This window comes from Kribbella sp. NBC_00359, from assembly GCF_036097425.1.
In the GTDB taxonomy this organism is placed as follows: domain Bacteria; phylum Actinomycetota; class Actinomycetes; order Propionibacteriales; family Kribbellaceae; genus Kribbella.
This window is the reverse complement of sequence record NZ_CP107975.1, coordinates 7067949-7083162: the sequence shown is the minus strand read 5'-3', so window position 1 is coordinate 7083162 and position 15214 is coordinate 7067949. Positions and strand designations below refer to the sequence as shown.

General features: G+C 68.5%; 13 protein-coding genes. 8 read left to right on the top strand and 5 right to left on the bottom strand.

Annotated elements, in window-relative coordinates; translation table 11 throughout:
* Window positions 1-86 precede the first annotated feature (86 nt).
* Genes OG876_RS34430 through OG876_RS34400 form a run of 7 tightly spaced genes read left to right on the top strand, consistent with a single transcriptional unit; the run spans window position 87 to window position 7276 of the window.
* Window positions 87-1469, top strand: coding sequence for an ABC transporter substrate-binding protein (locus tag OG876_RS34430; RefSeq protein WP_328520867.1), 1383 nt, complete (start codon window positions 87-89; stop codon window positions 1467-1469).
* A 3-nt stretch (window positions 1470-1472) separates the two neighbouring features.
* The gene (locus OG876_RS34425; RefSeq protein WP_328520866.1) at window positions 1473-2399 is read left to right on the top strand and encodes a carbohydrate ABC transporter permease; all 927 of its coding nucleotides are present in this window, start codon (window positions 1473-1475) and stop codon (window positions 2397-2399) included.
* Window positions 2396-3277: a carbohydrate ABC transporter permease gene (locus OG876_RS34420; RefSeq protein ID WP_328520865.1), complete on the top strand. Its 882-nt coding sequence runs from the start codon at window positions 2396-2398 to the stop codon at window positions 3275-3277. Before OG876_RS34425 ends, OG876_RS34420 begins: the two co-directional genes overlap by 4 nt.
* A complete protein-coding gene (locus tag OG876_RS34415; RefSeq protein WP_328520864.1) occupies window positions 3274-4149 on the top strand; it encodes an NAD-dependent epimerase/dehydratase family protein in 876 nt (291 codons plus the stop codon). The genes OG876_RS34420 and OG876_RS34415 overlap by 4 nt, the downstream gene beginning before the upstream one ends.
* On the top strand, window positions 4150-5403 hold the full coding sequence (locus tag OG876_RS34410) for an enolase C-terminal domain-like protein (protein ID WP_328520863.1): 1254 nt from the start codon (window positions 4150-4152) through the stop codon (window positions 5401-5403). It abuts the gene before it with no gap.
* A 56-nt stretch (window positions 5404-5459) separates the two neighbouring features.
* Window positions 5460-6722, top strand: a complete 1263-nt coding sequence (locus tag OG876_RS34405; RefSeq protein ID WP_328520862.1) for an ROK family transcriptional regulator — start codon at window positions 5460-5462, stop codon at window positions 6720-6722.
* Window positions 6719-7276, top strand: a complete 558-nt coding sequence (locus tag OG876_RS34400; RefSeq protein ID WP_328520861.1) for a GNAT family N-acetyltransferase — start codon at window positions 6719-6721, stop codon at window positions 7274-7276. The genes OG876_RS34405 and OG876_RS34400 overlap by 4 nt, the downstream gene beginning before the upstream one ends.
* Before the next feature lie 24 nt (window positions 7277-7300).
* Here the strand turns inward: OG876_RS34400 and OG876_RS34395 are convergent, their stop codons facing one another.
* From OG876_RS34395 to OG876_RS34380, 4 genes are all read right to left on the bottom strand, one after another.
* Window positions 7301-8392, bottom strand: a complete 1092-nt coding sequence (locus OG876_RS34395; RefSeq protein WP_328520860.1) for a Gfo/Idh/MocA family protein — start codon at window positions 8390-8392, stop codon at window positions 7301-7303.
* A gap of 7 nt (window positions 8393-8399) precedes the next feature.
* Window positions 8400-8651: an InlB B-repeat-containing protein gene (locus tag OG876_RS34390; RefSeq protein WP_328526994.1), complete on the bottom strand. Its 252-nt coding sequence runs from the start codon at window positions 8649-8651 to the stop codon at window positions 8400-8402.
* Window positions 8652-8938: 287 nt separating this feature from the next.
* Window positions 8939-12232, bottom strand: coding sequence for a discoidin domain-containing protein (locus tag OG876_RS34385; protein ID WP_328520859.1), 3294 nt, complete (start codon window positions 12230-12232; stop codon window positions 8939-8941).
* 79 nt (window positions 12233-12311) lie between these two features.
* Window positions 12312-13679 (bottom strand): DHA2 family efflux MFS transporter permease subunit, encoded by a 1368-nt coding sequence (locus OG876_RS34380; RefSeq protein WP_328520858.1) that lies wholly within the window; start codon window positions 13677-13679, stop codon window positions 12312-12314.
* A 96-nt stretch (window positions 13680-13775) separates the two neighbouring features.
* On the opposite strand from OG876_RS34380, the gene OG876_RS34375 reads away from it, so the two are divergent.
* Window positions 13776-14336 carry a TetR/AcrR family transcriptional regulator gene (locus OG876_RS34375; protein ID WP_328520857.1) on the top strand — a complete coding sequence of 187 codons (561 nt, stop codon included), beginning with the start codon at window positions 13776-13778 and terminating at the stop codon, window positions 14334-14336.
* Here the strand turns inward: OG876_RS34375 and OG876_RS34370 are convergent.
* Window positions 14329-15159 carry an NAD(P)H-binding protein gene (locus OG876_RS34370; protein ID WP_328520856.1) on the bottom strand — a complete coding sequence of 277 codons (831 nt, stop codon included), beginning with the start codon at window positions 15157-15159 and terminating at the stop codon, window positions 14329-14331. The two genes, OG876_RS34375 and OG876_RS34370, sit on opposite strands and share 8 nt — an antisense overlap.
* Window positions 15160-15214: the final 55 nt, after the last annotated feature.

The following is a 15214-nucleotide window of genomic DNA, read 5'->3' as shown; positions in this document are numbered from 1 at the left end:
TAACACGCTTGGTTTAACTTACTCGGGACCTGGCCGGTGTGTAGCTCAGAGCACATCGGCGGCATCCGGAAACCTGAGGAGTTCCGATGACGAGAGTGAGCAGGTGGGGCGCCGCCCTGGGGGTTGCCGGGCTGGTGCTCGCCGCCGGCTGCGCGAAGGGCACCACCCCGGGATCGTCCGGTGGCGCCGGTGGCGAGATCGACCAGAACGCCCCGGTCACCATCACGATCGGGGACCGCCCGACCCCCGACAAGCCGAACGACCTGAAGGCGTTCAACCAGAAGATCCAGGACTTCACCGCCAAGAACCCGAACATCACGGTGAAGTCGACCGAGACCAGCTGGCAGGCCCAGACCTTCCAGGCCCAGGTAGCCGGCGGGACGCTGCCGACGGTGATGAACATCAGCTTCACCGAGCCGGCCAACATGATCCCGAACAAGCAGCTGCCGGACATCACCGACGAGCTGAAGCTGGTCGACCTGACCAAGGACCTGAACCCGAACGTCCTGAAGATCGTCCAGGACGCAGGAGGCCGGATCTACGGCGTACCGATCGACGTCTTCTCGGTCGGCATCGCCTACAACCGGGCGCTGTTCACGCAGGCCGGCCTGGACCCGGACAAGCCGCCGACGACCTGGGACGAGGTCCGTCAGTACGCGAAGCAGATCCACGACAAGACCGGCAAGGCGGGGTACGCGCAGCTGACCACGAACAACACCGGTGGCTGGATGCTGACCACGATGACGTACAGCATGGGCGGCACGGTCGAGAGCGCGGACGGCAAGAAGAGCACGTTCAACGACGCGCCGACCAAGAAGGCGCTGCAGCTGCTCAAGGACATGCGCTGGACCGACAACTCGATGGGCAGCCGGTTCCTGTACAACCAGGAGGAGGTCCGCCAGGACTTCGCGGCCGGCAAGATCGGCATGGTCCTGCAGGCGCCGGACGCCTACGACATGAGCGTGAAGCAGTTCGGCATGAAGCCCGCCGACTTCGGTGAGGGCGCGCTGCCGCAGGACGGCGGCCCGTACGGCACGCTGACCGGCGGCTCGCTGAAGATGATCAGCCCGAAGGCGACCAAGAACGAGGTCGTCGCCGCGCTGAAGTGGATCAAGTTCGACCAGTTCGACAAGTACACGACCGAGTCGGTCGCGGTCCAGGACGCCAAGACCACGATCGCCGACAAGGGTTTCGTCGGCCGTCCCGGCATCAGCCCGCTGAGCCAGCAGACGTACGACCAGTTCAACAAGTGGCGTGAGCCGTACGTGAACGTCCCGGTCAAGCAGTTCCAGGGCTACATCGACTCGACCACGGCGCTGAAGCTGCTGCCGGAGCCGTCGAACAAGGGCCAGGAGGTCTACTCGCTGCTCGACCCGGTGGTCCAGCAGGTGCTCACGAAGAAGGACGCGGACATCGACAACCTACTGAGCGATACCGCCTCGAAGATCGACGCACGCCTGGCCCGGTAGCCGATGTTCCAGCTACGTACGCCGAAGCGGAGCCGGAGCGGTGCCAGGTCCGTCGCGACCTGGTACCGCTCCGGCGGGCTCAGCAGCATCTTCTTCGCCCTGCCCCTGGTGCTGATCTTCCTGTACTTCTCCTGGGGCCCGATCGTCCGCGGCCTGGTGCTCAGCTTCCAGAAGAACAACCTGGTCCTGCCCGCCGAGTGGGTCGGGCTGTCCAACTTCAGTTACGTGCTGACCGATCCGCAGCTCCCGCAGGCGGCGCTCAACACGCTGTACTTCGCCTTCCTGGCACTCCTGTTCGGCTTCCCGGTGCCGCTGTTCCTGGCCGTGTTCATCAGTGAGCTGCGCAAGACCGGTTGGCTCTACAACGTGTTCTCCTACCTGCCGGCCGTGGTCCCACCGGTGGCCGCGATCCTGTTGTGGACGTTCTTCTACGACCCGAGTGGCGCGGGCGTCTTCAACTCGATCCTCGGCTGGTTCGGGATCGGGCCGTTCGCCTGGCTGAACTCGCAGACCCTGGCGATGCCGGCCATCGTGCTGGAGGCGACCTGGGCCGGCGCGGGCGCCACGTCGATCATCTACCTGGCGGCCCTGACCGGCGTACGCACGGAGTTGTACGAGGCGGCCGAACTGGACGGTGCGGGGATCTGGGGCCGGGTCTGGCACGTCACGCTGCCGCAGATCCGCGGAATCATCCTGATCATGATGCTGCTGCAGCTGATCGGGACGTTCCAGGTGTTCACCGAGCCGTTCCTGTTCACCGGCGGCGGCCCGAACAACGCCACCATGACGGTCCTGCTGCTGATCTACCGGTACGCGTTCGTCAACGGAGACTTCGGCGCCGCGACCGCGCTCAGCGTGCTGCTCGCCGGGGTGCTGTGCGCACTGTCGGTCGTCTACCACTTCGTCACTCGCCGTTGGAGCACCACATGAGTCACGAGCGCGGAATCATCTCGACCAAGGACCGGCAGCGCGGCGTGGTCCGCGTCGGCCTGCCGGCGATCCAGGTGCTGATCTTCATCGGTGTCCTGATCGCCGGCGTCGGCCCGCTGCTCTGGCTGCTCAAGTCCGGCGTCTCCACCAGCCAGGACATCCTGAGCGGCCCGATGCAGCTGTGGCCGTCGGGGATCCAGCTGAAGAACATCCCCGACGCCTGGAACCGGGTCCAGATCGGCGCCTACCTCGGCAACACCGCGTTCATCGCGATCGGCTCGATGATCTCGACGCTGTTCGTGTGTACGACGGGCGCGTTCGTGCTCAGCATCCTGCGGCCGAAATGGGGCCCGATCGTCACCGGCGCCGTCCTCGCGACGCTGTTCCTGCCCGGCGTCATCTCGCTGGTCCCGCTGTACATGACCGTGCTGAAGATGCCGCTGCTGGGGATCAGCCTGCAGAACACGTTCTGGGCGGTCTGGCTGCCGTCGGCGGCCGGCGCGTTCAACGTCCTGGTGATGAAGCGGTACTTCGACTCGATCCCGCGCGAGCTGATCGAGGCCGCCCGGATCGACGGGGCGAGCAACCTGCGGCTGTTCACGGCGCTGATCCTGCCGCTGTCCAAGCCGATCGTCGGCGTCGTCGCACTACTCACGGTCATCGGGTCCTGGAAGGACTACCTCTGGCCGCTGCTCGTCCTGCCCGACCCGCGGCTGCAACCGATCTCGGTCGCCCTGCCACGGGTGCAGAAAACCACGGAGATCTCGCTGCAGATGAGTGCCCTGTTCCTCGCGGTTCTGATACCTGTCGTGTTGTTCTTGTTGTTCCAGAAGCAATTCCTGCGAGGCGTGGGGATGGCAGGGGGTATCAAAGAGTGAGTCCACTCAACGGCCGGCGAGTGCTGGTGACGGGGGCGGCCGGGCGGATCGGCCTGGCGACGGTTGAGCACCTGAACGCGCTCGGGGCCCGGGTGACGGCGTTGACCAACGTCGAGCACCCGGATCTCAAGGCCGACCGCGTGCTGATCGGGGACACCCGGTCCGAGCCGGACGTCGCCCGGGCGCTCGAGGGCGCCGAGTACGTCGTCCACCTGGCGGCACTCGCGCACCCGTCGGCCGGTACGCCGTACGACGTCTACGCGATCAACGTGGTGTCGACGTTCAACGTGCTCGCCCAGGCCGGAGCGCTCGGGATCGAACGGGCCGTGATCGCAAGCAGCATCAACGCGACCGGGATCCCGTTCAACCCGCACGAGATCAAGCCGGCGTACTTCCCCTGGGACGAGAAGGCGCCGGCCGACGTCGGCGACCCGTACTCGCTGTCCAAGCAGAACGACGAGAACACCGCCAGAATGGCTTGGCGTCGCTGGGGGATCGATGTGGTCGCGTTCCGCTTCCCGCACGTGAACTCGGCGGAGGTGCTACAGCGTCTGGCCGGCAACGCCCGGGAGAACCCGGCCGCCGGACTGCGGGAGGCCTGGAGCTACCTGGACACGCGGGACGCGGCGTACTCGATCGAGCTCGGGCTGACCGCACCGGCGTCCGGGGCGCATACGTTCTTCGTCGCCGCGGGCACTACCCTCGCGCCGTACGCGACCGAAGACCTCCTCGACGCGTTCGCGCCGGACGTGCGGCGGTCGCGCCGGTTCATCGGCCGCGAGGTGCCGATCGACCTGACCGCCGTCCGGACCGTGCTCGGCTTCCAGGCCCGGCACGAACTCGACCTACCGACCCTTCCCCTGGAGCTCTGAATGCCCTCGAACTTCGACCAGCCGTGGCCCGTCCGGGACGACGTCCGGATCCGCGAGGTCAAGGCGATCGTGACCGCGCCGCAAGGCATCCCGCTGGTGGTGGTGAAGATCGACACCACCGAGCCCGGCCTGTACGGGCTCGGGTGCGCGACGTTCACCCAGCGGTGGAAGGCGGTCCAGACCTTCGTCGACGAGCATCTGGCCCGGCTGCTGGTCGGCCGCTACCCGGGTGACATCGGCGACCTGACCCGCCTGGCCGGGTACTCCGGCTACTGGCGTGGCGGACCGGTCACGAACAACGCGATCTCCGGCATCGACCAGGCTCTGTGGGACATCGCCGGCAAGCGGGCCGGCATGCCGGTCTACGAGCTGCTCGGCGGCAAGGTCCGCGCGGCGGCCGACACCTACATCCACGCCAGTGGCAAGACGATCGAGGAGACCGTCGATCACGCGCAGAAGCTGATCGCGCAGGGCTGGCGGCACATCCGTCTGCAGGTCTCGACGCCTGGCGGCGGCGGGTACGGCGCTCCGCGGGTGCCGACCCTCTACCCGGATGCGCCGTACCACAACGGCTGGTCCGCGCGGGACTACCTGCGAACGACGCCGGAGCTGTTCGCGGAGGCGCGGCACGCGCTGCCGGACAACATCGAGCTGCTGCACGACGTGCACTCCCGGCTCACGCCGAAGGAGGCTGTGCTGCTGGCCCGGTCGCTCGAGCCGCACCGGCTGTTCTTCCTGGAAGACGTGCTGGCGCCCGAGCTGTGGGACCGGCTGCCGGAGGTGCGGGCGGCGTCGCCGGTGCCGCTGGCCGTCGGTGAGCTGACGACATCCTTCGGTGACGCGGTCCGCCTGATCCGTGACGGCGGCGTCGACTTCATCCGGTCGCACGTGTCCGATATCGGCGGTCTCACGCCGGCCCGGAAGCTGGCCGATCTCGCCGAGATCTCCGGCGTCCGGACCGCGTGGCACGGACCTGGTGACACCTCGCCGATCGGCGCGGCCGCGAACGTCGCCCTCGACGTCAGTTCCGTTGCCTTCGGCATCCAAGAGGGTCACCTCTACAACGAGGAGACCTACGAGGTGTTCCCCGGCGCGCTGCGGATCGAGGACGGCTGGCTGCGGCCGAACGAGGCTCCCGGCTGGGGGATCGACCTCGACCTGGAGGCGGCGGCCCGTTATCCCGCGCAACTGTCCGGACACGATGAGTGGGCGGCCGGCGTACGACGCATCGACGGAGCGCTCGAAGCACCGTGATCAAGCACCTTCGGCAGTACGATCGCGGCTAATCGGGAAGAGGCGGGGAGGTGGCGATGGACGACTCGGTCGAGGAATCGGAGCTGCGGCGCGCGGGCGCGAACCAGTACGACCTGGGGTCGTTCAACGAGGCGGTGATCATCGAGACGATCCGGCTGGCCGGGATCATCAGCCGGACCGAGATCTCCCGCCGGACCGGTCTCACCCAGCAGTCGGTGTCGCGGATCCTGCGCATCCTCCTGCAGCAGGGGCTGCTCGTCGAGGAAGCGCAGGAGCGCGCCGAACGCCTCGGCAAGCCACGCACCCCGGTGCGGCTGCGCTCGAACGCGGCCCACGCGGTCGGCATCCACATCGACCCCGAACTGCTGACGGTCGCGGTGGTCGACCTCGACGGCACGATCGTGCGCCGGGAGACCGTGGACCTGGCCGACGATCTGGAGGCGACCAAACTGGTCGACCTGGCCGCCGCGACCGTGACCGCGGCGCTCAGTATCAGCCAGATCGACCTCGCCTCGATGCTCGGCGTCGGCGTCGCCGTACCGGGGCCGATCGACGCGGACGGCTCGCTGCTCGCGCTTCCGCTGCAGCCGGCCTGGCGTGGTCTGAAGATCCGCCAGTTGCTGCAGCAGAAGCTCAACCATCCGGTCCTGGTCGAGAAGGACGGTACGGCGGCCGCGATCGGCGAGCGCTGGATCGGCCGCTCGGCCCGCTCCCGCGACTTCGCCTACCTCTACCTCGGCACGGGCGTCGGCAGCGGCCTGATCCTGAACGGCTCCGTCTACCGCGGCGGTACGGCGAACGCCGGCGAGTTCGGCCAGATCGCGGCGCTGCGGATGGGGGAGTGGACTCCCGAGGACGGTCCGCGGATGGTGCCCGAGTGCAACCCGACCGCCTCGCTGCCCGTGATCGCCGCCGACTTCGGGTACGTCGAGACCGACCCGAGCGCGACCGACGAGGCGAAGCGGTACAAGGCCGTCTGCAAGGCGGCCTCGGACGGGGACGCGGCAGCCGTCAAGGCGGTCACCCAGGTCGCACGCGTCATCGGGCAGGGCGCGGTCGGCTTGGTCGACCTGCTCGACATCGACCTCGTCGTACTGGGCGGACCGGCGTTCGGGAAGGAGATCTCGGAGATCTTCCTGACCGAGATCGGCCGCGCGGTGAACGCGCATCCAGTCGCCCGGGAGACCCGGCCGGTCGTGGTCGAGGAGTCGATGCTGCAGACCGACGCGGCCGCGGTCGGCGCCGCGTCGACGATCTTCCACGACGCGTTCACGCCCCGGGTCAGCGGATCCTCACAGGCACGTAGGCTGCCCAAGTGATCGAACCTCGCCCCCTGACGACCGACGTTCAGCTCCGCATCGCCACCCTCGACGACGCCGCCGCGCTGGCCGACGAACAGATCCGCAGCAGACAACACCTCCGGCCCTGGGAGCCCGAACGGGCGGAGAAGTGGTTCACTCCGGCCGGACAGGCGGAGCGGTTGACCAGCCAGCTCGAGCGGTACAAGAACGGGCACGTCGTGCCGTGGGTGCTCGACGCCGGCGACCGGCTCGTCGGCCAGATCACCCTGAGCGACCTGGTGCCCGGACCGTTCCGCAGCGCGAGCCTCGGCTATTGGCTCGCCGTCGACGTGCTCGGCCGGGGTCTGGCGACCCGCGCCGTCGACGCCGTCGCGGAGATCGCTGACACCGAGCTCAAACTGCACCGCATCGAGGCGAGCACGCTGACCGGCAACACCGCCTCGCAGCGTGTCCTCCAGCGCACAGGCTTCCGGCAGATCGGCACAGCGCCGACGTATCTGCACATCGACGGGTACTGGCAGGACTGCAACCTCTACCAGCGCATCCTCAACGACCGCGCGCCCGGCGCCTAGCCGGCGCCGGGCGCGTCCCGGTCCTCAGTTCGGAGGCAGCCGGATCCCGCGGGATACGTCCACGTCGTCGTACCGGCCTTCCAGTACGTCGATGAACTTGACCGGACGCTGCAGGGTCGACGCGATGTAGACCGCCCGGACCGTGGCCAGGGCGGCGATCCCGTCCTCCACCGTGATCGCGGGCTGCTGACCGTCGGCGATCGCGGCGAGGACGTCGTCGTACTGCGCCTTGTGGCCGCCGGGCGAGCCGGCGTCGACCGGGGCGTCCTCCTTCCTGCCGTCGACGTTCAGGCGGCTGAGGAGATCGTCCTCCACCTCGGCGCCGCCCTCGGTGCCGTGCACCGACACCCGCGTCCGGCCACCAGGGAAGGCCGCGGTCGTCGCGTGCAGGGTGCCGACGGCACCGGACTCGAAGGTGATCGTCGCGACCACGGTGTCCTCGACCTCGATCGCGTGGTGCGCGGACCGCAGGGCCTGGGCCTGGATGTTCACCGGCCGGCCCATGAACCACAGCAGCAGGTCGACGGTGTGCACACCCTGGTTCATCAATGCGCCGCCGCCGTCCTGTTCCCAGGTGCCGCGCCAGCCCGCGGAGGCGTAGTACTCGTCGCTGCGCCACCAGGCAACCGTCGCGACGGCGGACGTGAGCTGACCGAACCGGCCGCTGTCGATCGCCTGCTTGACGACCGCGCTGCCCGCGTCGAACCGGTGCTGGCTGATCACCGAGCACACCACGCCGTGGTTCGCCGCCCGGGTGGCCGCCGCGCCGAGGCGGCGGGCCCGGGTCAGGTCGACATCGAGTGGCTTCTCGACGACGACGTGCTTCTTCTCGTTCAGCGCCTGCTCGGCCAGTGTGGCGTGGGTCCCGCTGGGGGTGCAGATCGCGACCAGCGTGACGTCCGATCCACTCAGCGCACCGGCCAGATCGTCGTACAGCTTCGGTTCGGGCCGGCCCGCCTCCTTCAGCCGGGCCGCCAGCGCTTCCCGCGCGCCCGCGTCGATGTCGACGAGGGCGGTCACGGTCGCATCCGGCCGTGCCGCGATGGTGTCCGCGTGGATGCGGCCGATGATGCCGCAGCCCACGATCGCGACCTGCTGCTGGTGTGTGTCAGCCATCTCGCTCCTACTTCGCCTGGAAGTTCGCGGTCAGAACCTGGTCCGTGCTGACGGTAAAGGTGTACGACGGCTCGGTCGAGACCACCGTCCCGTTGACGGTCCAGTTCCGGAAAACGCTATCCGATGTTGCCGTCGCCGTCACGGTGACCTGCGCGCCGACTTCGTAGGTGCCGGGTTCGGATTCGTTGCCGCTGATCTTCGCGGTGCCTGCTCCACTGGTCTGGACCGTGATGGCGCGCTGGACGACATTGATCACCATCACGTTGCGGAGCGTAGCCGGGCCACCGAGGGTGGCGCCGTTGTAGCGGGCGAGGTTGGTCGCCTCCACGTCGCCGCCGGCCACCGAGACCGTGTGTCCGTCGGTGCCGAGGTTGTCCGTGCCCAGGTTGAACGCGTCCACCTGACCGGAGTTCACCACGAGTCCGTCGTGGAAGCCGTACGCGAAGACGTTGAGCAAGGTGAGTCCGCGGGCGCCGTCGACGGTGACGATCTTGGCGGTCTTGCGCATGTACTTGTCGATGACGAGCTCGAAGATGCTGCCCTCGTTCATCCAGTGCGGCTGCTGGTAGCCGACCCGGGTGACCGCGTTCCCGTTCGACAGCACGCCCTCGATCCGGCCGTCGCGGCCCGCGCCGATCGCGATCGCGTGGTCGAAGAACGCGCCGGCGACCTTGCGGACCACGACGTCGTCACCGCTGAGGTCGATCCCGTTCCACGCGTTCGGGAAGCCGGCGTTGATGACGTAGTTCCCGCCGGCGTGCCCGCGAACGGCGTACGGGTAGGAGACCACACCGTCGGTCGAGCCGGGGTTGTTGTCCGGGTAGAAGACCCGAAGTCCGCGAAGGCCCGCGTTCGTCCCGCCCAGAGTGACCAGTGCGGTTGCGGTGTCGGCCGCACCGCGGCCCTCGAACGCCTGCAGGACCGTGCCGCCGCTCGCACACCTTGGTCCCGGTTCGGCACCGCGGACGCGCCGCGCAGCTCGACCTTCGCGGGGACGGCGAGATGCGTGCCGATCCGGTACCACCCGGCGGGCAGGTAGACGATGCCGCCACCGCCGCGGCCCGCCTTGTCCAGGACCTTCTGTACGGCGCTCGTGGCGTCGGCGGCCGGCAGATACCCGACCCCGTGCGCCGCGTCGACGACATACAGCGACTGCTTCGGCTTGGGCAGCGGCTTCGTCTGGTACGTCGGTGCCGTGCCGGACATCCGGTGCACGATGCCGTCGACGGCGCCGGTCAGCGAGGTGCCGGTGACCTTGACGTAGCCGCGCGAGTTGTTCTGGATCGCGTGGTCACTGCCCTCGATCCGGCCGGCCGCGAGCGTCATGCCCCACCGGTCGTCCATCACGTCGACGAGCAGGCCGGTCCCGGTCCGCCGGATGTCGGGCTCCAGGAAGCTTCCGGTGAACTGGGCCCGCTGGCCGGCGACGACATGGATCCCGACCGCGTAGTCGGCCAGTGAGATCCGATGGAACTGATCCCACTCGAGGTCGCCGAGGACCAGGCCGGTGCCGTGCGCGCGGGTCCACGCGTCCAGCGCCGTACGGGCCGGCGGGTGGTAGGCGGCCGGGGCGGACGCCCAGTAGGAGTTGCTGAAGGCAACGTTCTCCCAGGTGCCGACATCGGCGCCGTTGTAGGCACGGGCACCCTCGAACAGCGCCGTACCGCTGATGTTGCGGATGGTGGTCGACTCGTGCACCTGGCCGGAGCTGGGGGCGTTGCCTTGGTCGTTCGGCATCGTGCTGACGCCGATACCGCGGTACGAGTTGAGCATGGTGACGTCGGAGACGGTCGCCATCATGTAGTTCTCGTTGCCGATCCAGGCGCCGCCGGGGATCTCGAACGTGTAGTTGTACGGGACCGGGTCGGTCGCGTTCTGGTTCGGGTAGTACGTCGTGACGCCGAGGACGCCGGCGCTGCCGCCGATCCGGAACAGGCTCGGTCCGTCGTCACCTGACGGCAGGTCGGCGATGACCACGGTGCCGTAGCCGGGCGCCTGGCCGTGATCACCGCGGAGGGTGCAGAACGCGTGCACCTCGATCGTGTCGGTCACCTTGTACTTACCGGCCGGGAGCCAGATCGTGCCGCCGCCCGCGTCCTGGCAGGCGTAGATCGCCTGCTGGATCGCCTTGGTGGAATCACGCCGGCCGGTGCGATCAGCGCCGTACTGGGTGGCGTCGAAGTCGGCGACGACGCCGTCCTCGGTCGGGTTGATCGTGTCGACCAGGCGCGGCGTCGGTGTCACGACCGGGGACTGCCGGAGCTCGAGTTCCTTGACGATGAAGGAGTCGGCACCGGTCATCGCGACCCGGACGTACCGCGCGGAGGTGGTCGCGAACCGGGTCCTGCTGACCTGGTTGCCGCCCGGTGAGCCGATCCGGCCGACACCGGTGAACTTGGTGCCGTCGTTCGAGACCTGGACGGTGTAGTCGGGGGAGTAGGCCTCGGCCCATTCGACGCGGACGTCGTTGACCGGTCGCGGCTTGCCGAGGTCGAGTTGCAGCCACGAGTCGCCCGGGCCGCTGGTCCAGGCGGTGTTGTGGTTGCCGTCGTTCACGTTGGTGACCCCGGTGCCGCTGCTGGCGGTCGCCGTACCGGATCCGGCGAAGTTGGTGTCGACCGCCGACGCAGTGAACGCGTCCAGCTTGGCTTGCAGGGTCTGCAGTGCCGCCTTGACCTGTACGTCGGTCACGCCTGGCGTGGCCGCGACTGCACGGGCGTCGTCGATCGCGGCGCGGAAGGCGGCGCGGGAGCCGGCCGGGTACTGGCCGTCGCGGGTGCCTTCGCGGGCGGCCTTCTCGGTCCGCGCGGCCTGGTCGATCAGGTCGAGGAGGCCCTCGGTGACGTTGAGCGTTGTCGCGACCTTGGCGACGCGGACGGCCGCGACCTTGAGGTCGACCGAGCCGTCGCCGTTGTGGATGCGGAAGTCACCGCCGTTGGAGCGGTTCGTCATCACCGCGTCGGGCAGGGCGAAGGTGTACGTCTTCCAGGTCTTGGTGTCGCCGTAGCGAACGACTTCGGAGTTCTTGAACTTCTCCGGGATCGTCTCGCCCGGGGAGTCGTAGTGCAGGCCGAACTGGCCGTTGCCCTCGTCGAAGTAGTCGATGCTGATCAGCACCAGGCTGCGGTTGTCGTACAGGTAGGTGTCGGCGACGTTCATGTAGAAGAAGTTCGTGCCCGGTGCCGGAGCGGTGTGATCGGTCTGCCAGTACGGACGGCCGTCCTGCACTCCGGTGACGAGATGCGCCGCGTCGTCCCCGGCGCGCGGACTGATGCCGCTCTGGATCGGCGACGCACCGAGCTGCACCGAGGCGCCCGCCGTACTGATCCGGAGGCCGGCGACGGTGATGTCGGCGCTCCCGAAGAGCCTCAGGTCGGCGTCGCCCAGCCGGTTGGTGAATCCGATGTCGGTGAGCTCGAAGACGCCTGTCTTCCACTGGCCCGTGTTGGTCAGCTGGACGTCCGTCGTGTCCGCCTGCGGATTCGTCTTGGCGTCGTACTGCAGCTCGAGCGTGCCGGTGCCGGTGTCGAGATAGGTCACCGTCACCAGGACGTCGTCGGTGCCGATCTCGTCGACGTAGTCACGGTCGACGTCGAACTCGAGGTAGCCGGTGTTCGCGGCCTGGTTGGTCTGCCAGTAGGTCCGGCCCTGTTCGGCGCCGGTCCGGAGCCCGGCGGGATCGTCGCCGGCCGCAGGTTTCACCCCGAGCGTCGTCGGCGTCGGTCCGAGGTCGGTGCCGACCCCGCTCGGGTACATCGTGGCGGCGTGGGCCGTTGGTACGGCGATCACGCTCGAGAGAAGGAGAGCGGGAAGGACCCGCGCGAGCAGGCGTCTGGACATGCTGAAAACCTCCAGGTGGCGGGCCGGAGTACATGCGACAGCAGGTGCGCGGATAAGTTAAACCAAGCGTGTTATTTATTCAAGAGCCCGGCCTCTGGGGCAGCAGAACGGCCGGAACGGCCGCGATCACGGTGAACGCGATCGCCCAGGTGAAGCTGTACGCGTAGGCGGTCCGCGCGGTGTGGTCGGTCAGCTGGTTCTGCAGGACCACGGCCAGGGTGGCTGCGCCGAACGCGCCACCGAGCTGCTGCATGATCCGGGTCGTGCTGCTGGCGTCCGGGATCTGCCGCGGCTCGAGCTCCCGGAAGGCGCCGACCATCACCGCCAGGTTGACCGCACTCAGTCCCGCCCCACGCACGACGAGAGCGATCGCCTGCAGGACGTACGTCGTACCCGCGAAGGCGAACGGGATCGTGCCGATTGTGGTCAGAGCGATGCCTACGAGGACCACTGGGCGGGCGCCGAGCCGATCGGTGATGCCGCCGGCGACCCGGGCGAGCAGGCTGCCGATGCCTTGTGGGACGAGGAGAAGTCCGGCGGCGGTCACGGTCTCGCCTCGAGCCTGCTGGTAGAAGAGCGGGAGCAGCAACATCGCGCCGTACAGGCCGAAGCCGGTGAGGAAGAGCAGGACGGTCGATGCGGCGAACGATCTCGTGTGGAAGAGCGTGAGGTCGATCAATGGTTCGGCGGTCCTTCTGAGAACGAAGGCGAGCAGGAGGACCAGGCCGACGCCGATCGGGAGCAGAACGGCGACGTGGCCGAAGCCGCCGTACGCGCCGACCTGGGTGAGGCCGTAGATGATGCCGGCCAGAGCGGGCGAGATCAGCAGCAGGCCGGGAACGTCCAGGGCTGCGCGCGTCGGCTCCGGGTCGGGCTTGAGCGTGCGGATGGCGAGGACGATCGCGAGGATGCAGATCGGAGCGTTGACGTAGAAGATCCACCGCCAGCTGAGGTGGCCCACCAGCAGGCCGCCGATCACCGGGCCGAGAATCGGGCCGATCAGCGCGGGCAGCGTGACGACGGCCATCAGCCGGCCGATGCGATCGCGACCGGCCGCGCGCAACAGCAGGGTCTGGAGGATCGGCAGCATGAGTCCGCCCCCGAGGCCCTGGATCACCCGGAACGCGATCAGCGAGCCGATGTTCCAAGCGACTCCACACAGCATCGATCCGGCCAGGAAGAGAGCCAGCGCGACGATCCACATTCGCTTGGCGCCGAACCGGTTCGCGGACCAGCCGGTGATCGGGATCGCGATCGCCAGGGCGAGCAGGTACGCCGTACTCACCCATTGGACCGTGGACACCGGCGCGCCCAGGTCGGCGCCGAGGGTGTGGATCGCGACGGTGACGATCGTGCTGTCGAGCAGCGGCGCCAGCGCGCCGAGGACCAGCACGGCGGCAAGCTTGAGAACCGCCCGATCCAGGCGGTCGGGCGTGATTGTGGTCATCCGAGCGACTCCTTAGAGACGTTGCGTCTCTTACGCGTTTCAGCGTAAGCTCGGATCGTTAAGAGACGCAAGGTCTCTTCGTGGAGGAGTCGATCGATGGAGCAGACGCAGCGCCGGCGGGGTGCCGAGCTGGAGGCTGTGCTGCTCGACGCCGCCTGGGACGAGTTGATGGAGTCCGGGTACGCACGGCTGACGATGGAGGCGGTCGCCGCGCGGGCCCACACCGGCAAGCAGGTGCTGTATCGGCGGTGGCGAAACCGGGCCGAGCTGGTGGTCGCGGCGATGCGGCATCGGACGGGCTCGATCGTCGAGGACATTCCGGACACGGGGAGCCTGCGCGATGACGTCCTCGCCGTACTGCAGCGGATGGCCGACCGGTTCGCGTCGGTCGGGCCCGACATCGTCCACGGTCTGCTGGCCGAGGCTCCGGATCTGGATCCGGAGGTCTACAGCCGGATGTCGGACGTGATGGCGACGATCGTCCAGCGGGCGGCGGCCCGCGGTGAGATCCCGACCGGGGATGTTCCCGCCCGGGTCCTCACCGCACCCACCAACCTGCTGCGCCACGAGATGGTGTTCGCCCGCGAGCCTGTCGCCGCCTCGACCCTCACGTCACTCGTCGACGACGTCTTCCTGCCGTTGGTCCGGACTACTTGAACGCGGGGAGGTTGCGGGTGACCCAGTCCGTGAAGGTCCGCGCGGGTCGGCCGAGCACATTCTCCACGTCGGGGCTCACCTCTTGCTCGGCCGCGGTCGGCGTACCGAGTGCGCCGAGGGTCGCCTCGACGACCGGCTCGGGCATGTAGGCGAGCATGCGAGTGTGTGCCTCCTCGCGACTGAGCTCGACGAACTGCACCGGCTCACCAACGGCCTGGCCGATCGCGTCGGCCTGCTGTCGCGGCGAGATCGCCACAGGTCCGGTCAGCGCGTAGATGTTGCCGGCGTGACTCTGGTCGCGGAGCGCAGCGGCGGCGACCTCGGCGATGTCGTCAGGGTCGACGGCCGGCAGGGCGACGTCGGCGAACGGGGCCGCCATCAGCCGCTGGGTGCGGATCGACTCGGCCCACTGGAAGGCGTTGCTGGCGAAGTTACCAGGGCGCAGCATCGTCCAGCCGAGGCCGGACTGCGTCACCGCGTCCTCGAGGTCCGACGGGTGCCGCTTGGTGCCGACGCCCTGCGAAGACAGCAGGACGACGCGCTCGACGCCGGCGGCTTCGACGACCTCCATGACGTCCTTCATGTTGCCGTTGGCCAGGAACTCGGCGGCCGTCAGCAAGAAGACCGCCTCCGCTCCTTCGAGTGCCGGCACGAGAGTCTCCGGCTGAGACAGGTCGGCCTGCAGGCGCCGTACGCCGTTCGGTACGTCGTTCGGTACGTCGGAGATCCGGCGGGACACTGCGGTGACCTGCTCGCCTGCGGCGGCCAGGGACTGGATGAGCGGGCGGCCGACGTTTCCGGTTGCTCCGGTGACCACGATCATGTTCTCTCCTCGTTCGGTTGATCTGACGCGGACGCTACTTGCCGTGGGATAGTAG